Source organism: Burkholderia sp. BCC1996 (assembly GCF_905339955.1).
In the GTDB taxonomy this organism is placed as follows: Bacteria; Pseudomonadota; Gammaproteobacteria; order Burkholderiales; family Burkholderiaceae; genus Burkholderia.
This window is the reverse complement of record NZ_CAJPHM010000001.1, coordinates 126,312-146,023: the sequence shown is the minus strand read 5'-3', so window position 1 is coordinate 146,023 and position 19,712 is coordinate 126,312. Positions and strand designations below refer to the sequence as shown.

Annotated in this window: 18 protein-coding genes; 8 read left to right on the top strand and 10 right to left on the bottom strand. The window is 66.7% G+C overall.

Translation table 11 applies throughout. From position 1 onward, the window contains the following. The first annotated feature begins 31 nt into the window (after positions 1–31). Positions 32–970 carry an alpha/beta hydrolase gene (locus U4Z64_RS00655; protein WP_124488130.1) on the top strand — a complete coding sequence of 313 codons (939 nt, stop codon included), beginning with the start codon at positions 32–34 and terminating at the stop codon, positions 968–970. A gap of 118 nt (positions 971–1,088) precedes the next feature. On the opposite strand, the gene U4Z64_RS00650 is transcribed toward U4Z64_RS00655, so the two are convergent. Then, on the bottom strand, positions 1,089–2,327 hold the full coding sequence (locus tag U4Z64_RS00650) for an SfnB family sulfur acquisition oxidoreductase (RefSeq protein ID WP_321818931.1): 1,239 nt from the start codon (positions 2,325–2,327) through the stop codon (positions 1,089–1,091). 293 nt (positions 2,328–2,620) lie between these two features. Between U4Z64_RS00650 and U4Z64_RS00645 the strand changes: the two genes are divergently transcribed. Together U4Z64_RS00645 and U4Z64_RS00640 are read left to right on the top strand one after the other, a co-directional pair. After that, positions 2,621–3,886: an acyl-CoA dehydrogenase family protein gene (locus U4Z64_RS00645; RefSeq protein WP_321818930.1), complete on the top strand. Its 1,266-nt coding sequence runs from the start codon at positions 2,621–2,623 to the stop codon at positions 3,884–3,886. Beyond that, positions 3,883–5,283, top strand: a complete 1,401-nt coding sequence (locus U4Z64_RS00640) for an LLM class flavin-dependent oxidoreductase (protein ID WP_124520711.1) — start codon at positions 3,883–3,885, stop codon at positions 5,281–5,283. Before U4Z64_RS00645 ends, U4Z64_RS00640 begins: the two co-directional genes overlap by 4 nt. A gap of 113 nt (positions 5,284–5,396) precedes the next feature. Here the strand turns inward: U4Z64_RS00640 and U4Z64_RS00635 are convergent, their stop codons facing one another. Beyond that, on the bottom strand, positions 5,397–6,611 hold the full coding sequence (locus tag U4Z64_RS00635) for an FAD-dependent monooxygenase (RefSeq protein ID WP_321818929.1): 1,215 nt from the start codon (positions 6,609–6,611) through the stop codon (positions 5,397–5,399). 183 nt (positions 6,612–6,794) lie between these two features. Between U4Z64_RS00635 and U4Z64_RS00630 the strand changes: the two genes are divergently transcribed. Next, positions 6,795–7,739: a LysR family transcriptional regulator gene (locus U4Z64_RS00630; protein WP_321818928.1), complete on the top strand. Its 945-nt coding sequence runs from the start codon at positions 6,795–6,797 to the stop codon at positions 7,737–7,739. A gap of 113 nt (positions 7,740–7,852) precedes the next feature. Next, a complete protein-coding gene (locus U4Z64_RS00625) occupies positions 7,853–8,611 on the top strand; it encodes an SDR family oxidoreductase (RefSeq protein ID WP_321818927.1) in 759 nt (252 codons plus the stop codon). A gap of 37 nt (positions 8,612–8,648) precedes the next feature. Here U4Z64_RS00625 and U4Z64_RS00620 read toward each other — a convergent pair whose 3' ends face one another. Next, the gene (locus U4Z64_RS00620; protein ID WP_321811642.1) at positions 8,649–8,984 is read right to left on the bottom strand and encodes an H-NS histone family protein; all 336 of its coding nucleotides are present in this window, start codon (positions 8,982–8,984) and stop codon (positions 8,649–8,651) included. A 310-nt stretch (positions 8,985–9,294) separates the two neighbouring features. On the opposite strand from U4Z64_RS00620, the gene U4Z64_RS00615 reads away from it, so the two are divergent. After that, on the top strand, positions 9,295–9,921 hold the full coding sequence (locus U4Z64_RS00615) for a helix-turn-helix domain-containing protein (RefSeq protein ID WP_321818926.1): 627 nt from the start codon (positions 9,295–9,297) through the stop codon (positions 9,919–9,921). Between the two features lie 112 nt (positions 9,922–10,033). Here the strand turns inward: U4Z64_RS00615 and U4Z64_RS00610 are convergent, their stop codons facing one another. From U4Z64_RS00610 to U4Z64_RS00590, 5 genes are all read right to left on the bottom strand, one after another. Further along, positions 10,034–10,366, bottom strand: coding sequence for a cupin domain-containing protein (locus U4Z64_RS00610; RefSeq protein WP_044843221.1), 333 nt, complete (start codon positions 10,364–10,366; stop codon positions 10,034–10,036). 104 nt (positions 10,367–10,470) lie between these two features. After that, a complete protein-coding gene (locus U4Z64_RS00605) occupies positions 10,471–11,898 on the bottom strand; it encodes an MFS transporter (protein WP_044843220.1) in 1,428 nt (475 codons plus the stop codon). A gap of 311 nt (positions 11,899–12,209) precedes the next feature. After that, positions 12,210–13,688, bottom strand: a complete 1,479-nt coding sequence (locus tag U4Z64_RS00600) for a sensor domain-containing diguanylate cyclase (RefSeq protein WP_321818925.1) — start codon at positions 13,686–13,688, stop codon at positions 12,210–12,212. Positions 13,689–13,830: 142 nt separating this feature from the next. Then, a complete protein-coding gene (locus tag U4Z64_RS00595) occupies positions 13,831–14,925 on the bottom strand; it encodes a potassium channel family protein (protein WP_044843218.1) in 1,095 nt (364 codons plus the stop codon). Between the two features lie 62 nt (positions 14,926–14,987). Continuing rightward, positions 14,988–16,322 carry an FAD-binding oxidoreductase gene (locus U4Z64_RS00590; RefSeq protein WP_321818924.1) on the bottom strand — a complete coding sequence of 445 codons (1,335 nt, stop codon included), beginning with the start codon at positions 16,320–16,322 and terminating at the stop codon, positions 14,988–14,990. A 246-nt stretch (positions 16,323–16,568) separates the two neighbouring features. Here U4Z64_RS00590 and U4Z64_RS00585 point away from each other — a divergent pair, with 246 nt between their 5' ends. Further along, complete coding sequence (locus U4Z64_RS00585) at positions 16,569–17,216, top strand: hypothetical protein (RefSeq protein WP_044843216.1); 648 nt, start codon at positions 16,569–16,571, stop codon at positions 17,214–17,216. A gap of 230 nt (positions 17,217–17,446) precedes the next feature. On the opposite strand, the gene U4Z64_RS00580 is transcribed toward U4Z64_RS00585, so the two are convergent. Both U4Z64_RS00580 and U4Z64_RS00575 read right to left on the bottom strand, forming a co-directional pair. Then, on the bottom strand, positions 17,447–17,731 hold the full coding sequence (locus tag U4Z64_RS00580) for a hypothetical protein (RefSeq protein WP_321818923.1): 285 nt from the start codon (positions 17,729–17,731) through the stop codon (positions 17,447–17,449). A gap of 336 nt (positions 17,732–18,067) precedes the next feature. Beyond that, entirely contained in the window at positions 18,068–18,277 is a 210-nt protein-coding gene (locus U4Z64_RS00575) for a hypothetical protein (protein ID WP_044843214.1), read from the bottom strand. Between the two features lie 533 nt (positions 18,278–18,810). Between U4Z64_RS00575 and U4Z64_RS00570 the strand changes: the two genes are divergently transcribed. Next, the gene (locus U4Z64_RS00570; RefSeq protein WP_044843213.1) at positions 18,811–19,665 is read left to right on the top strand and encodes a helix-turn-helix domain-containing protein; all 855 of its coding nucleotides are present in this window, start codon (positions 18,811–18,813) and stop codon (positions 19,663–19,665) included. Positions 19,666–19,712 lie beyond the last annotated feature (47 nt).

The window sequence follows — 19,712 nt, the reverse complement described above, 5'->3', positions numbered from 1 at the left end:
ATAGCGGGCGCCTCTCCTGAAACGCTTCGCCATGCGCCGACTCGCCCTTCCGTTCGCCGTCGCCCTGATCGCCGGCTCCATCGCCACCGCCCACGCCACGCCGGGCGGGCCCGCGGCTGCGCCGGCGACGTCCGCGCCCGCGATCGTCCCGCCCGCAACGGTCGCGCCGGCCGCCCAGGAACCGCCGGTGAATCCGGGCAGCAGCGTCGTGCTGCGCGCGTTCCGGTCGGCGTCGCTCAAGCGCGACTGGTCGTACACGGTCTACCTGCCGCCCGGCTACAACCCGGAAGGCGCGCGCTACCCGGTGCTGTACCTGCTGCACGGCAATGCCGGCAATGCAAACGACTGGATCACGCAGGGCCGGCTGCAGGCCACGGCCGACACGCTGATCGAACGCCGCGAGATCCCGCCCGTCGTGATCGTGATGCCGCAAGGCGGCACCGACTGGTACGTCGACCGCAAGGAGAAGATGCAGAGCGCGTTCCTGAACGACCTGCTGCCGGAAGTCGAAGCGCACTTCGCGGTGTCGAACCAGCGCGCGGGCCGCGCGATCGGCGGCGTGTCGATGGGCGGCTTCGGCGCGCTGCGTTTCTCGCTGCTCGAACCGGGCCTGTTCTGCGGCGCGATGCTGTTGAGCCCCGCGATCTACGCGAACGAGCCGCCGCTCAATTCCGCCGCGCGCTATGTCGGCGTGTTCGGCGACCGGCAGTTCGACCCGCGCGTGTGGCACGAGCTGAACTACCCGGCCCTGATGCGCGGCTATTTCGCGCGCAACTGGCGCGTGCCGATGTTCATCGCGGCCGGCGACGACGACCTGACGATCCAGGCCGAATCGAGCGTGCTGTACACGCAACTGCGCCGAGCGCAGAACCCGGCCGAACTGCGCATCGTCGATGGCGGGCACACGTGGGACGTGTGGCGCGGGGTGCTCGGGTCGGGGTTGAAGTACGCGCTGGAATGCGTGAAGTAATGGAGCCGGCCGACGCGTCAGGCAACCGCACAACGATCACCTGACGCCGCTTCCTACTCTGCGCCGGCGTCGCCGGCGCAAGGCGCGCGCCGCGCTGTCGCGCTGCCTCGCGCCCGATTCAATTCCACGCGTGACGCGCCGGCCGCACGCCGTTCAGGTAGTAGTTGCCGACGAGGTGATACTTCCACCGCACCGGATCGTGCAGCGTGTGCGTGCGCGCATTGCGCCAGTGCCGGTCGAGATTGTGTTCGGCGAGCGTCGACTGCGTGCCCGCCAGCTCGAACAGCTTCTCGCCCGCGAGCAGCGCGATCTCGGTCGTCAGCACCTTCGCCTCGCCGACCGCGACCGATGCACGCGCGACATCGTCGTCGGTCACCGTGCCGCGCGCGCCGATCTCGTCGAGCGTGCGCGCCGCGCGTTCGAGCAGCGCTTCCGCCGCATGCAGCTGGATATGCAGACGGCCGATCTCGCGGACGATCAACGGATCGTCGGCCGCCCGTTCGACGCCGCTGTCGACCCACGGCCGCGTGCGCGTGCGCACGAACGCCTCCGTATCGGCGATCGCGGCCTTCGCGATGCCGGCATCGATCGCCGCCTGGATGATCTGCGACAGCGGGCCGTTGAGCGTCGGCTCGTCCGACACACGCTGCGCGTGCAACACATGCGAAGCCGGCACGCGCACGCCGTCCAGCACCACCGTGCCGCTCGCGGTCGTGCGCTGCCCGAAGCCCGACCAGTCGTCGATCACGGTCAGCCCCGGCGTCGGCTGCGGGATGTAGGCGAGCCACGCCTGCTGCGCATCGTCGAGGCCGAGCACCGGCACGTAATGCGCGAACAATGCGCCGGTCGAATAGAACTTCGTGCCGTCGACGACATAGTCGTCGCCGTCGCGCCGCACGCGCGTCTTCAGGTCGAGCACGTGCTTCGTGCCCTTCTCCGAGAAACCGTTGCCGAAGCGCTTGCCGCTCAGGATCTCAGCGAAGAAATGGCGCTTCTGCGCATCGGTGCCGGTCAGCGCGATCACGTCGACCAGCCCGAAGTGGTTCTGCGGCAACTGCCCGAGCGACGCATCGGCCGCCGCGACGATCTTGATCACCTCGGTGAGCGTCACGTTCGAGACGCCCGCGCCGCCGTAGGCCTTCGGCACCGTGATCGCCCACAGCCCCGACTGCGAGAACCATTCGATCTCGTCGCGCGGCAGCCGGCGCTCGCGGTCCCGCTCGGCCGCCCCTTCGGCCAGCCGCTGCGCGAGTGCCTGCGCAACCGCGATCGCCTGCGCGTCGTCGGCGATCACGCGGGCCACCTGCGGTCTTGCGTCGGCCGGCCGGTCCTGAATCGTCGCGCTCGTATCTGACATCGGGCTCTCCTGTCGAATCACGAAAGCATTCAATCTAGCAGCGCGCCGCAGGCCGGCAAACCGAGCGATTCTCGTAACGATATTCCTTCGGATAACAAACGACATCGCACGGCACCGCATCCGCTTCCGCGCTTCGGCGTCGCAATCGATGCCCTGGCGTCGACGTTTCACGGCGCCGTTCGCGTAATGCGCAGCGACGATAACGATCTGCGAATCCGTTATTGGAACGTGCGCGTCGTGCTTCCTATACTGGGCTCCCGGTGCAAACGGCCCCGCCCTACGAGGAACCCCGCATGACTTCGTCGCACGCAGATACCGAACTGTCCACCGGCACCGACTACGACGCACTCGCGAGCCGGTTCCGGCCGATCTTCGACCGGATTGCCGCCGGCACCGCCGAGCGCGAACGCCGCCGCGAACTGCCGTACGAAGCGATCGGCTGGCTCAGGGCCGCCGGCTTCGGCGCGATACGGCTGCCGGTGCGTGACGGCGGCGCCGGCGCGTCGCTGCCGCAGCTGTTCCGACTGCTGACCGAACTCGCCACCGCCGACTCCAATCTGCCGCAAGCGTTGCGCGGCCACTTCGCGTTCGTCGAGGACTGGCTGAACGCGCCGCCCGGGCCGCAGCGCACGACGTGGTTCGATCGTTTCGCGAGCGGCCAGCTCGTCGGCAATGCGTGGTCGGAGGCCGGCGACGTTCCGCTCGGCCAGACGATCACCAAGGTATCGGAGCAGAACGGCCGGCTCGTGTTGAACGGCCGGAAGTTCTACAGCACCGGCAGCCTGTTCGCGGACTGGATCGACGTGTTCGCGCAGCGCGAAGAGGATGGCAGCGACGTGATCGTCGCAATCGCCACCGGGCAGCCCGGCGTGATACTCGAAGACGACTGGGACGGCTTCGGCCAGAAAACGACCGGCAGCGGCACGACGCGCTTCGAGAATGCGGCGGTCGACGCCGACCACGTGATCGATTTCGCACGCCGCTTCAAATACCAGACCGCGTTCTACCAGCTGTTCCACGTCGCCACGCTGGCCGGCATCGGCCATGCGATCGTGCGCGACGCGGGCGAGCTCGTGCGCGGCCGCACGCGCGTGTACAGCCACGGCAACGCCGCGCGCGCCGGCGACGATGCGCAGCTCCAGCAGGTGATCGGCGAAATCGCGTCGTGGGCCTATGCGGCCGATGCGCTCACGCTGCGCGCCGCGCAGCCGCTGCAGCAGGCATACGTCGCACGCTTCGGCGGCGACGACGAAGCCGAACACGCCGCCAACGTCGCCGCCGAAATCGAATCCGCGCAGAGCCAGCTCGTCGTGTCGGAACTCGTGCTGCGCGCGGCGACGCGCCTGTTCGACGCGCTCGGCGCATCCGCGACGCGCAGCACGACCGCGCTCGACCGTCACTGGCGCAACGCGCGCACGGTGTCGTCTCACAATCCGCTCGTCTACAAGGCGCGGATCGTCGGCGACTGGGTCATCAACGGACGCACGCCGCCGTTCGTCTGGCGCGTCGGCAACGGTGCAGGTGCGCAAGCAAGCACGGAAACGGGAGCCGCGCGATGAGCAAGACCATCCGCTTCAACGCGTTCGAGATGAATTGCGTCGGCCATCAGTCGCCCGGCCTGTGGGCGCATCCGCGCGATCGTTCGTGGCAGTACAAGGATCTCGACTACTGGACCGATCTCGCCCGCGTGCTCGAACGCGGGATCTTCGACGCGATCTTCATCGCGGACGTGATCGGCTATTACGACGTATACCAGGGCAGCAACTACCACGCGCTGCACCAGGCCGCGCAGATCCCCGTCAACGATCCGCTGCAGCTCGCCGCGCCGATCGCAATGGCGACCGAGCATCTCGGTATCGGCATCACCGCGTCGACGACGTTCGAGCATCCGTACACGTTCGCGCGCCGGCTGTCGACCGCCGACCATCACACGAAGGGCCGGCTCGCGTGGAATATCGTCACGTCGTACCTGGAAAGCGGCGCGAAGAACGTCGGCGACAACGGACTGCGCACCCATGACGACCGCTATGCGGTCGCGGCCGAATACGTCGAGGTGCTGTACAAGCTGTTCGAAGGCAGCTGGGAAGATGGCGCGGTCGTGCGCGATCGCGACGGCCGCGTGTTCACGCATCCGGAGAAGGTGCACGAGATCGGCCACAAGGGGCGCTTCTTCGACGTGCCCGGCTATCACCTGTGCGAACCGTCGCCGCAGCGCACGCCGGTGCTGTTCCAGGCCGGCGCGTCCGGCCCCGGCAAGGCGTTCGCCGCGCAGCACGCCGAATGCGTGTTCGTCGCCGCGCCGACCCGCCCGCAACTCGCGCGCTATGTCGCCGACGTGCGCGCGCAGGCCGCCGCCGCGGGCCGCGACCCGCACGACGTGCTGATCTACAACCTCGTCACGGTGATCGTCGACGAGACCGACGAGAAGGCGCAGGCCAAGTTCGACGAGTACCGTCGTTATGTGTCGTACGACGGCTCGCTCGTGTTCATGTCCGGCTGGACCGGCATCGATTTCGGCCAGTACGCGCCGACCGATCCCGTCCGGCGCGTCGAGACGAACGCGATCGTGTCGGCCGTCGAGCATCTGGCCGGCGGCGATACCGCGTGGACGATCGAGGAACTGGCCGCGTGGGGCGGCATCGGCGGGATGGGGCCCGTGTTCGTCGGCTCAGCGCAGACCGTCGCGGACATCCTGCAGGAATGGGTCGCCGCGACCGACGTCGACGGCTTCAATCTCGCGTATGCCGTTGCGCACGAAACCTTCGAGGACATCGTGCGCTACCTCGTGCCGGAGTTGCAGCGGCGCGGCGTCTATCCGACCGAATATGCGCCGGGCACGCTGCGCGAGAAGCTGTTCGGTGCGTCGGCGCGGCTGCCGGACGCCCATCCGGCCGCGCGGTTTCGCGACATCGAACAGGTCAAGCGCGACGCGCAACAGGTGGCCGACTACGCGTGACGGCCAGCCGGGCTGGCCAGCCTGCACGAGAAAGGCCGGCCTTCCCGACGAACGCCCCCACGCAACTGCCGCACCGGTTGCCTGATGCACTGCCACTGATCGCGCCTGTCAGGTCAAAGCCACGTCCCGCCCTGCCGCTCGTTCGGTTCATCGGCGAGCGCGTCGAAATCGTGAATCCAGTCCAGGTGATGCAGCACGCTGTCGCGCTCGCCGAGACGCGCATTGCGCGCCTGCGCGGCCGGCCCGTCGGGCAGATGCAGCACGTCGGCCGCGGAGATCGACGCGTACTGCACCTTGCGCGTGCGGCCGCGCCGCAGCCGCTCGTACGCTTCCTGCGCCTCGCGCCAGTTGCCGCGCCCGGCCTTCGCCAGCTGCGCGGCCAGCACCATCGCGTCCTCGATCGACTGGTTCGCGCCCTGCCCGTGATGCGGCACCAGCGCATGCGCGGCGTCGCCGATCAGCGTCACGCGCCCGCGGCTCCAGCGGCCGAGCGGCGGCCGGTGGAACAGCCCCCAGCGCTGGCTGATCGGCATCGCGGTGATCATCTGCACCACCGCCGGATGCCAGTCCTTGAACAGGCGCAACTGCTCGCCCTCTTGCGCCGGCATGACCCAGTCGCGCGACGGCCACGGCGACGGATGACGCTCGACCAGCAGGAAGTTCTGGTCGCCGTTGTCGCCGATCGGATAGTGCAGCAGATGGCCGTGCGGCCCGACCCAGAACTGAATGGTCTCGGGATCGGGCAACAGGTCCATCCGCTCGGCCGGCACCACGCCGCGAAAGCCCGAGCACCCCGAATACAGCACGTCGTCGTAGCCGAGCATCCAGCGCCGCGTGATCGAACGCGCGCCGTCCGCGCCGATCACGAGATCGGCGTCGACGCGTACGCCGTTGGCAAAGCTCAGCGTGACGCGATCCGGATGCTGCGCGAGATCGACGAGCCGATGGCCGAGATGAATCTGCCCGACACCGACCGCCTTCGACAGGATCGCCTGCAGGTCCGCGCGATGCACGCCCCAGTACGCGCCGCCGAACTGCCGGCGATAGTCGGGTTCGCCGCGATGATGGCCGATCACCGCGCCGCTGCGCCCGTCGCGATAGACGAGGCCGGGAATCTCCGCGCACACCGCGTCGAAAGCCGGCCGTAATCCCATCCGTTCGTAGAAGCGCGTCGCGTTGGCCGACAGCGCGACGGCTGCCCCCACCTCGCGCAGCACGTCGGTCTGCTCGTACAGTTGCGCGTCGATGCCCAGCTCGCGCAATGCAAGCGCCAGCGTCAAGCCGCCGATGCCGGCCCCGACGATCGCGATCCTCAGATTCGTCTGCATGATGAACGTGTCTCCGATATTCAGATGGTGAGTGGTCGAGACCGCGGTGCGCGTGCCCCGCCCGGCGCGCCTGGCGAATGCGAGCGCCGTATCGGTATTTTCAGCAGCGCCCCCTTATCCCACAATAAAATGCAGGGAATCTGCCTCATCACCAAACGGAATGATCGGAGACAACCCGGAACCATGGAACTGAGCGAGATCGACCTCAATCTGTTGCTGCTGTTTCAGCGACTGATGCAGGAGCGGCGCGTGTCGAGCGTCGCCGAGCAGATGAACATGAGCCAGCCGGGCGTCAGCAACGCGCTCGCGAAGCTGCGCCGCCGGCTCGGCGATCCGCTGTTCGTGCGCGGGCCGGGCGGCGTGGTGCCGACACCGTTCGCGCTGCGCCTGGCCGAACCGGTTGCGCACGCGCTGTCGACGCTGCATGCCGCGCTCAACCCCGAGACCGGTTTCGATCCGCTGCGCGCATCGCGCACGATGACGATCGGGATGACCGATATCGGCGAAGTCGTGTTCCTGCCCGCGCTGCTCGAACACCTGTCGCGCACGGCACCGGGCATCGCACTCAATACGGTGCGCAACACGAGCGTCAACCTCGCCGACGAGATGGCCGACGGCCGCGTCGATCTCGCGATCGGCCTGCTGCCGCAGTTGCAGGGCGGGTTCTATCAGCGCCGGCTGTTCGATCAGCGCTACGTGTGCCTGTTCCGGCGCGGGCATCCTCTCGAGGACGCGCCGCTGACCGTCGACGCATGGCGAGCGGCCGAGCATCTCGTCGTGGTGTCGGCCGGCACCGGTCACGGCCAGGTGGACGAATGGCTGAAGCGCCGCCGCGTGAAGCGCCGCGTGCGGCTGACGGTGCCGCATTTCATGAGCGTCGGCTATATCCTGCAGCGCACCGACCTGATCGCGACCGTGCCGGAACACCTGGCGCTGCAGCTCGCCGCGCCGTTTTCGCTCGGCTGGCGCGCGTTGCCGGTCACGCTGCCGGGCGCGCCGATCCACATGCTGTGGCATGCGCGCGTGAATCAGGATGAAGGCAACCGGTGGCTCCGCGATGTCGTGGTCAGCCTGTTCGCGCAAGCCGGAACGCGCGAACGCAAGGCCGCGCCGACGCGCAAGGCATAGCCGCTCGCGTCGCGAAATCCGGTGTGCGCGGTAGGATGTCGCTTCGACCGGCGCGGCGGGTCCATCGCGCGCCCGCCGCCGCTTTCCTCACCCAACCCGCAGGAAATCAAGCCATGTCTGTCTCGAAGAAGTTCGCCGCCGTCACGGGCGCCGGATCCGGCATCGGTCGTGCCGCGGCAATCGCGCTCGCGAACGCCGGATTTGCCGTCGCGCTGATCGGACGCAAGGAAGCCTCGCTGCGTGAAACGAAAGAGGCGATCGTCGCCGACGGTGGCGACGCACACGCGTTTCCGGCCGACGTCACCGACGAAGCGTCGGTCGAACACGCATTCGCGCAGATCGCGCAGCGGTTCGGGCGGCTGGACGTCCTCTTCAACAATGCCGGGCGCAATGCGCCGGCCGTGCCGCTCGACGAACACGAGTTCGACGTATGGAACGACGTCGTCGCGACGAACCTCACGGGCGTCTTTCTGTGCGCGCGGGCCGCGTGGCGCGTGATGAAGGCGCAAACGCCGCAGGGTGGCCGGATCATCAACAACGGCTCGATCTCCGCCTATACGCCGCGCCCGAACACGATCGCGTACACGGCCACCAAGCATGCGGTGGCCGGCATCACCAAGTCGCTCGCGCTCGACGGCCGTGCATACAACATCGCGTGCAGCCAGATCGACATCGGCAACGCGGCGACGTCGCTGACGGATCGCATGACGGAAGGCGTGCTGCAGGCCGACGGCCGCATGGCGCCCGAGGCGCGGATGGACGTCACGCACGTCGCGAATGCGGTCGTTCAGATGGCGACTCTTCCGCTGGATACGAACATCCTGAACATGACGATCATGGCGACGACGATGCCGTTCGTCGGACGGGGATAAACACGTGCAGCTGACGGTGCGGGCGCCCCATGTTCCGTCAACCCCTCCTCGTCTTCTTGCCAATCGGCGGGGGCTTGCCTATGACGAACTGACGGCGGTCCTTGCCCCGGATCCAAAGCGGCGCGTTACCGCGCCCGCTCCACTCCTTGCCGCTCGCCGGATCACGATAGCGCGCCGGCAGGGCTTTCACGACGTACGCCCCCCGACGGCCGTTGCGGCCGACCAGGTCGCGATGCTTGATCGCATAGGTGTCCATCAGCGCGTGAACCTCCGCGATCGCATCGATGCGTTCGCGTGCGCGGGCGCGCTCGATTTCCTCGTCCAGTTCCGCCAGCTCCACCACGAGCTGCGCATAGGTCTTCCTCACGCTCATCTTCTGCTTCCTGCCTCGCATCCGCATGCGAAGCGATATGATTCGCATGACTAATGGACTGTTTCACCACGTCCCGGGAGGGCCGCATTCACTCGATCGTCACGCGGCCGACCCGGTGTACGGAAAACGGCCATCCGCCGCACATCGACGCCGCGACGACGCATGCGTGCGGATACGATCGTTCGCCCACGACCCGCCCATGGCGGACATTCAGGTGCACGATCGCGCGCCACGTTTCACATATCAAGTGATATTTGAAATGCCATCGTAATGGTATCCATCTCAAATATCAACTGATATCCTTCCGCCCATGAACATGGCGCCCCTTCCCCCGCGGCTGACCCGCGAAGAAAGTCGACTGCAGACCCGCGCGCATTTGCTTGCCGCGGCGAAGCGGCTGTTTGTCGAGCGCGGCTTCGGCGCCACGTCGCTCAGGGATATCGCGGCCGAGGCCGGCTACACGCAGGGCGCGTTCTATTCGAATTTCGCGAGCAAGGAAGCGTTGTTTGTCGAACTGATGCTGGAGCGCTCGAAGACGCAAGTGGCCGACATCGCCCGGGCGCTGAGCGACCCGTCCGCGTCCGGGGACGACATACTGGATGCACTGGAAGTGTGGTCGCAGACGGTCGATGCCGAGCCCGAGTGGTCGGTGCTGGGCGTCGAGTTCAAGCTTCAGGGGCGTCGCAATCCCGCTTTTGCGACGGCATCGCAGGCGTTGCTGGACACCCACCGCGACGGCCTCTCCTATTGCATCGAACAGATTTTCGCCAGATTCAAGAAAGTGCCGCCCGAGTCGCCGGCCGTCCTGGCCGTGTCGTTCATGGGGCTCTCGCAAGGGCTGTCGCTGCAACAGTCGATTCTGTCCGAAGTGCCGATCGGGCACATGATCATGGTGTTCCTGCGCAGCTTGCTGGCCTCCGCGGAGCCCGTGCGTTGACCTGTGAGGTCGCGGGCGCGAAAGGACTGACCGGCTCCGCGATCGGGCCGGATTACGCGTGATGCGGCGGCATTGCATCGCATGCGAACGGGTGACGCCACACCCGCGCGACTCATCGATCGTGATAGATCGCGAGCCAGACCGACCGTTCTTCAGGATGCGTCCATGCGACGCGATGCCGGCAATGCGGTTCGATCAGCACGTAGTCGCCGGGGCGCATGTCGTGCAGCGTCGCGTCCGCTTCGAACTCGAGCACCGCGGCGCCTGACAGCAGCACGACCCATTCGGCGCGCGAATCGTCGTACCAGAATCCATCGGGACTCGTGTGCCCCATCGACACGATCCGCTCGACGTTCAGGCGCGATCCCGCGACGAGCACGTCGACGCGCTCGTCGTCGCCGCGCGCGCCTTCGAGGCTGAACAGGTTGCCGGTCTGGCGTTGCATGGTTCGACTCCGGGTCGGCCTTCGGCTGAAGGCGAATGACGCCAATGTAGCGCGAAGACCGGCATCGCGGCGAACTTGTTTGCGGGTTCCGGCAAGCGCTGCATTCACGCGGCCGCCTCGGCGTCGATATCGCGCGCCGTCGGTTCATGACGCACGATCAGCAGGAACACGATCGGCGTGGCCGCGCTGACCGCGACGACCCAGAACATGTCCGTGCCGAGACGGGCCTGCAGGATCGGCAGCACGAACAGCGCGAGCGCCTGGCCGATCCCGCACAGCGAGCGGCCGAAGCCGACACCGGTGCCGCGGATCGCCGCCGGATACGACAGCGTCGGATAGATCATCATCTGCGCACCCGGCCCGAAACCTTCGGCGAACAGCCAGGTGCCGAGCATCAGCAACACGAGGCCGATTGCGAATGCGCCGTGCGGATGCCCCGCCAGCGCGAGCGCGACGAGTGCGACGAACTGCAGCGCGAACCCCGCGATCGCGACGTGACGCGACGGATATCGATACGCGAGACGCATGCCCAGCAAACCGCCCGTCAACGCGAACAGCACGTTCAGCGCAAGCGACGCCGCGATCGTCTCGAACACGCCCGCGCCGAGAAACTGCGACAGGATCGACGGCAGGAAGAACGCGATCGCCGTGTATTCGAACGGAATGCACAGGTTCATCACGCTCGCGACGATCGTTCGGCCGAGATACGGACGCTGGAACAGCACGCGAATCCGCACGGGCGGCGGGCTCGGCTCGCGCGGCGCGTCGTCCGCTTCATGGGCGTGAATGCCGTACGACTCGCGCAGGATGCGCGCGGCATTGGCCAGGTCGCCCTGGTTCGCGGCCCACAACGGCGATTCGTTCATGAAGCGATTCCGGACCAGGATGATGACGAGCGCCGGCACCGCGCCGAAGATCAGCGACGCGCGCCACAGCCAGCCCGCATGCTCGGCCGGCAGCAGGAAATACATGCCGAAGATCAGCAGGAAGCACACCGACGACGCCACGTACCACATCGGGCACCATGCAGCGAGCCGCGACGCCTTGTTGCCGCGGCCGTTGAACTTCGAGAATTCCGCGAGAAACGCCATCGCGACGGGCAGGTCGATGCCGACCCCGAGCCCCATCACGAAGCGCGCGGCGATCAGCACCCAGACGTTCGGCGCGAGCCCGGCCGCGATCGCCGCGACGACGAAGAACAGCATGTCGGCCATGAACACCTGATAACGGCCGATCCTGTCGGTCAGCCATCCGCCGATCAGGCTGCCGAAGATCGTGCCGATCATGATCGCCGAGCCGACCAGCCCCGTCAGCGCAGGCGTCAGGCCGAATTCGCGCGCGACGTCGTCGATGCCGTACGACAGTGTCGTCAGGTCGTACGCGTCGAGAAACACACCGCCGAGCGCGAGCAGCACGATCATCCGCGCGTGGCTGACGGAACTGTCCGTCGTATTGATCAGGCGCGCCACATCGCTCGCGGAGCGGATGGGCGCGGAAACCGGCGTGACTGCGTTCAGATCGATCGAACTCATCGCATTCCCTTGTTCGCCGCATGGCCGGCGATGTCCACATGGAGACAGGAACCCGACACGTGCATGCACGCTCGCCATCACCTGAAAAGTGGCTGCTGGAGCGTCGACACACTGGCATTCGGGTTCCGGAAGCGACGATTCTGTTCCCGCGATCCGGCATTCCCAACCGATATAAACCGATAAATTATTCGGTGTACGTCATAAAGTTTCGCGGCCGCGTACGCCTGGCAGGCACGCGCAGGTGCAATCGCGACCGCGGCGGGCTCGAGGCAATTCGAGCGCGGCCACGCGCCTGCATGTCGCGCCACGCGTCATGCCGGCGGCTGAAACGCGACGACCTTGTTCCGGCCGGTCGCCTTCGCGTAGTACAACGCTTCGTCGGCAGCCTTGATCACGGCCTCGGCCTCGGCATCGTGCTCGGGCGTCCAGCTCGCCAGGCCGATACTGGCCGTGACATGCCCGTGTTCGCTGCCGGCGTGTTCGAGCGGCAGTTCGTCGATCGCCGCGCGGATCCGCTCGGCAATCTGGGCGGCACCCGTCTCGGCGGTATCGGGGAGCAACACGACGAATTCCTCTCCGCCATAACGGGCCGCGGTGTCGGCCGGCCGGCGAATGTTGTCGCCGATGCAGCGCGCAACCGCAGCCAGCGCATCGTCTCCCGCCTGGTGGCCGTAGGTGTCGTTGTAGGCCTTGAAGCGGTCGACATCGACGAACAGCAACGAGAACACCGATCGCGCGCGCCGCGCGCGGCGCCATTCGCGGTCCAGCACTTCCGCGAAGCTGCGGCGATTGTTCAGGCCGGTGAGACCGTCGGTGCGGGCGAGCAGCACGAGTTCCGACTCGGCGCGCATCCGGCGCCGGAGTTGCGTGCCGAGCATGAAGGACACCCCGATGAACGCGGCGCCGAACGTCGCCACCAGCGCGCCGATCGTCACGGCGCGGTGCCGCCAGGCCGCATAGATATCCTGCTCCGCTTCCGCGACCATGATGATCAGCGGGAGCTTGGGTAGATGTTTGAAGTAATAGAGACGGCGCACGCCGTCGATCGACGACGTTTCAGAGAACGAGCCCTCCGGCGCGGTCTGGAATCGCCGGAAGGTCGCGGCTTTGCTGATGTTGCGCCCGATGGTATGCACGTCGTACGGCTGGCGCATCACCATCACGCCGTCGTTGCCGATCAGCGAGATCGAGCCATGCTGCCCCAGCGACAGGCCGGCAAACAGTTGATGGAAATACTCGAGGTTGACCGCGATGAGCACGACGCCGGCAAACGAGCCGTCCGGGTTCGAGATCCGCCGCGAGAGCCCGATGCTGGGTGAGCCGCCGCGCAGGCGCGACGAGAACGGGTCGCTGACATAGAGGCCGGCATCCGGATTGTCGCGGTGGACGGTGAAATACTTGCGATCGGCGAAATTGCCGTGACGAGGCTCGTCGTTGGCCGAATCGAGGACGATGTTCCCGCCTGCGTCGAGCACCAGCATCGAGCCGAGAAACTGTGCCGTCATTGCGTTATCGAACAGCACGGCGCGCCGCAGGCTCGCGGGCGCGGTCATCACGTCGTGACGTTGAAGCCCCGCGATGACAGCCTGCAGCGACAGGTCGTAGAGTTCGAAATTGCGTTCGATGTCGCGCTCGGCGATCAGGCCGAGATTGCGGGAGGTTTCGCTCGCCCGCGCGAGCGCGTCGTTACGGCTCTGGAACAGCTGCAACACGCACAGACCCATGAGCGCGCACGCAATCACGATACCGATCACGACGATGGTATAGGGCGCCGTCGACCTGAATTGCATGTGTCTCCTCGATGATCACGCTCGTGCGCGGCGCACGACGCGATTACCTCATACTAAATAACGTGCGGGGACATATCAAGCGGGGTTGCCCCGGTCACCGCGCGGTAGGGCACACGATGCCGGGATGCTGCACAACCGGCCCTCACACATCCGGATCCGGAATCCGCGCCGACTGAATCACGACCAGCGTATCCCCCGCCTCGATCCGGCACGGTGGATCCTCGTAGAACGAATGGATCTTCCCGCAGCGATCGAGCCCGACGACGATCGCACCCGGCACGACGTTCGTCATGCAGCCGATCTCGTGCGGCAATGCCTCGCGCTCCAGCAGCGTCGCGCGCCCGCGCGTCGACAGCATGTCGTTCACGAACGGCACGATGTAGCGGCTATGCACCGCATCCGCGAGCAGCAGCGCGCCGATCTTCGTCGACGACACGATCACGTCCGCGCCCGCCTGCCGCAGCTGCCGCTGATACAGGTTCTCCTGGATCCGCACGACGATCTTCGTCTCGGGCGCGATGCTGCGCACCGACAGCGTCAGCAGGATCGCGGTCGGGTCGTCGGTCACCGAGATGATCACGGCTTTCGCCGAGCGCACTTGCGCCTGCTGCAGCAGATCCTCGTGCGCGGGATCGCCGAGCAGCCCCGTCACGCCGAGCGACGTCGCGGCCTCGAGCGCCTGCTGCTGCGCGTCGATCACGATGACCGTCGACGGATCGACACCGCTTTCGAGCAGCTCGCGCACGGCGATCGACCCCGACAGGCCGTAGCCGCACACGACGATGTGATCGGACAGTTGCTTCTGCAGGCGTTTCATGCGGAATTCCTCGATGACGCGCTGGATCACGAACTGATACGCCGTGCCCAGGAAGATGAACCAGATGCCGATGCGGATCGGCACGATGAAGAACGCATCGATCAGACGCGCGCGCGCGGTGACCGGCACGATGTCGCCGTAGCCGACCGTCGCGACCGTGACCATCGTGAAGTACACGAGATCGGCGACATTCATCGGCGTGCTCTTGGTCGAATCGCGCAGGCCGTCGCGATCGAGATACAGCACGAGAAACGCGAGCATGCACAGCACCACGACCGCGCCGAGACGGAACAGCAGCGTGCGCCGCGGCGACGTCGCGGGACGCGTGAACAGCGTGCGCGCACGCGGCGCCTGCCACGGATCGCGGGCACGACGCAGGCGTGAGCGTAACGAGCGGCGCTTGTCGGAGGGCGTTGCCAACGGGGAATCTCCTGAAGATTGCGGGCTCGATTCTACGACGGGAACACGCGGGCCCCCGTCCGCTACAGCATGCTGCGCGGCCGCACCATCGTCCCGTCGGCGAAACGCCCGGCGCGAAACGCCGCCAGGTCGAGCGACGGCGCGCCCGTATCGACCCATTCGGCCAGCAGCCGCCCGACGATCGGCCCCATCGCGAAACCATGCCCGCAGAAGCCGGTCGCGATCGCGAGCCCGGACGGCGTGCCGGGCGCGTCGATCACCGGAATCCCGTCGGGCAGCACGTCGATCAGGCCGGCCCAGGCCTCGACGATCTGCGCGTCCTTCAGCGCAGGGAAGATCGCCTTCAGCTTCGCGAGCGCGCGCGGCGCGTGCGCGCGATTCGGCTGCGGCTGCGGATCGCGCGGCTCGATCGGCCCGCCTCCGCCGCCGATGCGCGCGCAGGCATCGCGCCACGCGGCGCCATTCAGATGCAGCCGGAACTTCTCGCGCTGCGACCAGAATTCCGGCCAGAACAGGCTCAGGCCGCGCAGATGGCCGAGCGTCAGGTCGACGTCGACCTGCATGTCGTCTGCGAGATTGATCGCGCCGTTGCTGCGTTGCCGGATGCCGAGGCCGTGCCCCCAGATCGTCGACGCGGACACGTCGGGCAACACGTTGGTGCGCATGCAGGTGCCGCGCACGGCCTGCTGCGGCAGCCGGATGCCGACGCCGTCGAGCAGCCGGAAGCTGGTCGCGCCGGCCGCGCAGATCACGCGCCGCGTGCGGATCGTGCCGCGCTCGGTCACGACGCCGACGACCGCGCCGCCGGCCGTCTCGATCGCCGTCACGCCGCAGCCTTCGAAGAAACGCGCGCCGGCTTCCGTCGCGCGCGCCGCGAACGCGGCGGCCACGCGGCGCGGTTCGGCCTGCCCGTCGGTCGACGTATACAACCCGCCGAGCGTGCGTGCCTGCGTCGACAGCCCGGTCACGCGTTCGTCGATTTCCGCGCGCGTCAGCGTGCGCGTGTCGAGCCCGTGTTCGCGCGCAACGGCGAGCCACGCCTGGAACGACGCCCAGTCGTCGTCGTTGTCGGCGATATAGAGGCAACCGCCCTGCCGCCATTCGAGGTCGAAGCCGAGCGCCTGCTCGAGCCCTTCCCAGATCCGCATGCCGGCCATCATCAGCGGCACTTCGGCGGACTCGCGGCCCTGCTGCCGCACGAAGCCCCATGCGCGCGTCGATTGCTGGCCGGCGATGCGCGACTTGTCGAGCACGACGGCCTTCAGGCCGCGCAGGCCGAGGTAGTAGGCGGCCGCGCAGCCCATGATGCCGGCGCCGGCGATCACGATGTCGGCTTCGGCCGGAAACGCCGTGTCGGCGTGCGTCAATGCGTCGTGCAGCGGATAGGTGGTCGTCATTGTTCTCTGTTGGCGTCGATACGCCGGCACACGCATCGGCGTTCGCGATGGCATGCGCCGGACCGGCGCCCGGATTGAGGATCGGGATGGCGAACGTGGGGGAAAGTCGATGAACGATCCGGTGCGTGGCCGCGGCCCCGCCGCCGGTGACGGTTGCCCGTCGACCGTCCCTGTTTTTTCGCCTTGACGGCGCTATGTTACCGCGCGATAAACTGTATATCCATACAGTGCCTCTTCAGCAGTAACATGATCCTCCCCCCATTCGATCCCCCGAAGCTGAACGACCTCACCGAATGGTGGACGAAGTGCACCTACGCCGACGTCCAGCGACTGATCCTCGAGGTGCAGCACCTTCGTCTGACGCTGTGGGAACTGAAAGCGCACGTCGCGGATGCATCGCGCGGGATCCGCGTGCTCGATCCGGCCATGCTCGCGCACGGCTCCGCACTGAGACGGCTGACCTACCTGCTCGAAAAGGAAATCGAGCGCGCGAATCCGATCGGCCGCTCGCGCGACGTATATGCACCGTTTTCCGACGAATGGCGCGCCCGTGAAGCGCTGCGATGCGCATTGCGCGCGCCGCCCGAACCCGCGGAAGCCGGCACGCTCCCCTGCACGATTCCGGAATTCCGGCGCGTCACCTGGGCCGAGCTTCGCGATCGCTGGCGTCATCTGAGCGACAGGCAATCGAGCCGGCAGAACATCGAGCAACGCATGGTGCTCGAGATCGCGCGTCAGCGATCCGTGATCCTCGCGCGCGCGCGAAAACTCGTCGATGCCGCGATCGCCGAAGCGGCGGCGGAAGGCAAGCAGTTGTTCGCGCTCGATCAACTCAAGCGGCTGCTGTCCGTCGAACGGGAAGACGGCGAGCCGTTCACGTATATGCCGGCGTAAGGCGATTCGAATTCGGCGGTCGTTTTTCGAGGGTTCTTCGATGTCGTTCGTTTTCCTGACCATGACGACATGACGATACTTTCCCGTGCAATGCGTCGGGAAGGCCATGCTTCATTGATCAATGCCGAAGGCGCGATGACCGCGAGGTCATCGCAACACATGGACGTTATCGAAGATCGAAAGGCGCGGTTCGCGCCGGGACGATCCCGGTGCAACCGGTATCGGGGTGATCAGTGTGGATAGCTCAACCGACGCGTTTGCGCGTGCGCCGTGCGGTTGTACGGCTGAAGCCGCGCGAGCTGTTCGATCGACATCGTGATGACTTCGAGCACATGCCGTGCGATCTCGTCGTCCGTCATGCCGGCGTCGACGTACTGTTCGATGCTCATCGTTCGGGGCGGATGGCTGCCCGCGTCGGCGTCGACGATGTAAATCCTGGCGGTACGGTGCTCCGACGACAACACGAGCTGGACAGTTTTACCGAGAACGATGATCTGCATGCACAAAGTGGCCATTCGCTGCCTCCAATTGCGTTGCCTTCAATCGAGCATCGAACGATACCTCACAACCCGGGCGATGAATCTACTCGCTTCCCCGGATATTCGAAACCATCAGGAATCAATCGCGGGCCGGCTGCCCATCGCTTTCCGCAAACCTTTCTGCCGGGCGCGACCATCCGGGCGCGTCGCCATGCGGCAACGGCGGGAAGGTGCGCGCGACCCCGCCGCGCATCCGGGCGTCACTCGTGATTTTCGCTTTGAATGGGGGGCGCCCGTTCGGCGCCCTAATGGCTCACAGTGCATGCACCGGCCGGTCGAGCCGGCGCCCGTCTTGCACGGACAAACGACGCGCTACGCGTAGCGGCTCAACCAGGCTTCGGAGAATGCTTTCGCGTAGGCGACGGCGTCCGCTTCGGTATCGAATTCGCCCAGCTTGCGGAATGCGGCCTCGCGGCTGAAACCCAGCTTCGTGACCTCGACCTGGGCGGCATATTTGCCGTCCTCCGTCACGCGCGGTTCGCAGTTCATCTCGTACCCGCGCATCACAAATTTCTTCTGCATCGCTTCAACACTATTTTGAGACGGGCGAATCGTAGCATGGGGTTCCGCCGCGTTCATGCGCGCTCGACAAGGGCATCCCCATCGGTTTCATTAGAGTAAGCCGTCGAATCATTCGCGTACAAGATGTGGGGCCATCCGGCCCGACGCTCGACGCCATGTAAAAATTTGTCGCCGACGCAGCGGCACGAATGCCGCGGTTCGGCTCGCCGACACGCCCTGCTCTGGTGCATTTCGTCGGCAGTGCGGTGCGATTACGTGCCGCTCGGCGAGGAATCGTGTCCCAGCGCCTCGCGATCCGCGTCCGAAGGTTGCGAACGGGCCAGCGGCGCGTGACGCACACCTGCGGATCTAGCGTAACGTCATGACACACCTTTCACAGAAAGGCACCGATTGCGACATGGAATGACACTCGTTTTGCGGTAAAGTTATCTTTTCCGCGCGTGGCCGGTCGGCTCGCCCCTGGACGTCATAAAGACTGTCCGCCGAGACTGCCGCAAGGCGTCGTTCTGAACGTCACGATCCGTTCCCGTAGCATGACCACTGAAGCAATCACCACGGATTCCCTCGCGGTTGCCGAGCGCGTGCGCGAGCTGATGACCCGCAACGGCATCGGCAAGCGCCAGCAAACCACCGAGCTGTGCCGCATCCTCGACCTGAGCTTTTCGCAGGGTCACCGCAAGCTGCGCGGCAGCAGCCCCTGGACGCTCGCGCAGATCAAGAAAGTCGCCGAAGCCTACGGCGAGCCCGCCGCTCAACTGTTCGGCGCGCAGACGCTCGACCCCGGCATGGTCGGCGCCTATTCGCAGGAGGCCGTCCTGTACGCCGGCGTCGCCGAAATTCCGTGCACTGCCTGGATCGGCGCGCCGCTCGAAGCCGGCGCGCGCCCCGAGTTCGTCGCGTACGAACAGAACGGCCGCTGGCGCGTGCTGCGCCATACGGGCGTGCTGTATCAGAACGCGTACGACGTGCACAAGATCGAGATCTATCCGCGCCGCGCGGAGAGCGACAAGCTCGTCGTCGCGGTGATCGATCCCGATCGCGTCAGCGCGACCGAGTTGTGCCGCTATCTCGAGCGGCAGGGATTCTCGACGGCCGCGTTCGACGGCCTCGCGCCGTTCGTCGACGCGCTGCAGGGCCAGGCGTTCGACGCGGTCGTCACCGAATGGCTGTTCGACGACAGCACGGCCGCCACCGCGATCAAGGCGGTGCGCACGTCCGACAATCCGGGCGCGCCGATCTTCGTGCTGACGGGCGACCTGCTCACCGGCCGCGCGAGCGAAGCGGACATCAGCGAAGTGATCCGCGCATTCGACGTCGTCTGCTATGAAAAACCCGCGCGCATGGCGATCCTCAGCGCCGACCTCGCGAAGCGGCTCGCACGCGGGTAATTCCCGCACGCCGTCTACCTCTTTCGCATGGCCGGCGCCCCTGCGGC

Excerpts from the sequence above, each read along its gene's own strand:
- U4Z64_RS00655 (WP_124488130.1), top strand. The coding sequence starts at position 32 with ATGCGCCGACTCGCCCTTCCGTTCGCCGTCGCCCTGATCGCCGGCTCC.
- U4Z64_RS00650 (WP_321818931.1), bottom strand. The coding sequence starts at position 2,327 with ATGTCAGATACGAGCGCGACGATTCAGGACCGGCCGGCCGACGCAAGA.
- U4Z64_RS00645 (WP_321818930.1), top strand. The coding sequence starts at position 2,621 with ATGACTTCGTCGCACGCAGATACCGAACTGTCCACCGGCACCGACTAC.
- U4Z64_RS00640 (WP_124520711.1), top strand. The coding sequence starts at position 3,883 with ATGAGCAAGACCATCCGCTTCAACGCGTTCGAGATGAATTGCGTCGGC.
- U4Z64_RS00635 (WP_321818929.1), bottom strand. The coding sequence starts at position 6,611 with ATGCAGACGAATCTGAGGATCGCGATCGTCGGGGCCGGCATCGGCGGC.
- U4Z64_RS00630 (WP_321818928.1), top strand. The coding sequence starts at position 6,795 with ATGGAACTGAGCGAGATCGACCTCAATCTGTTGCTGCTGTTTCAGCGA.
- U4Z64_RS00625 (WP_321818927.1), top strand. The coding sequence starts at position 7,853 with ATGTCTGTCTCGAAGAAGTTCGCCGCCGTCACGGGCGCCGGATCCGGC.
- U4Z64_RS00620 (WP_321811642.1), bottom strand. The coding sequence starts at position 8,984 with ATGAGCGTGAGGAAGACCTATGCGCAGCTCGTGGTGGAGCTGGCGGAA.
- U4Z64_RS00615 (WP_321818926.1), top strand. The coding sequence starts at position 9,295 with ATGAACATGGCGCCCCTTCCCCCGCGGCTGACCCGCGAAGAAAGTCGA.
- U4Z64_RS00610 (WP_044843221.1), bottom strand. The coding sequence starts at position 10,366 with ATGCAACGCCAGACCGGCAACCTGTTCAGCCTCGAAGGCGCGCGCGGC.
- U4Z64_RS00605 (WP_044843220.1), bottom strand. The coding sequence starts at position 11,898 with ATGAGTTCGATCGATCTGAACGCAGTCACGCCGGTTTCCGCGCCCATC.
- U4Z64_RS00600 (WP_321818925.1), bottom strand. The coding sequence starts at position 13,688 with ATGCAATTCAGGTCGACGGCGCCCTATACCATCGTCGTGATCGGTATC.
- U4Z64_RS00590 (WP_321818924.1), bottom strand. The coding sequence starts at position 16,322 with ATGACGACCACCTATCCGCTGCACGACGCATTGACGCACGCCGACACG.
- U4Z64_RS00585 (WP_044843216.1), top strand. The coding sequence starts at position 16,569 with ATGATCCTCCCCCCATTCGATCCCCCGAAGCTGAACGACCTCACCGAA.
- U4Z64_RS00580 (WP_321818923.1), bottom strand. The coding sequence starts at position 17,731 with ATGGCCACTTTGTGCATGCAGATCATCGTTCTCGGTAAAACTGTCCAG.
- U4Z64_RS00575 (WP_044843214.1), bottom strand. The coding sequence starts at position 18,277 with ATGCAGAAGAAATTTGTGATGCGCGGGTACGAGATGAACTGCGAACCG.
- U4Z64_RS00570 (WP_044843213.1), top strand. The coding sequence starts at position 18,811 with ATGACCACTGAAGCAATCACCACGGATTCCCTCGCGGTTGCCGAGCGC.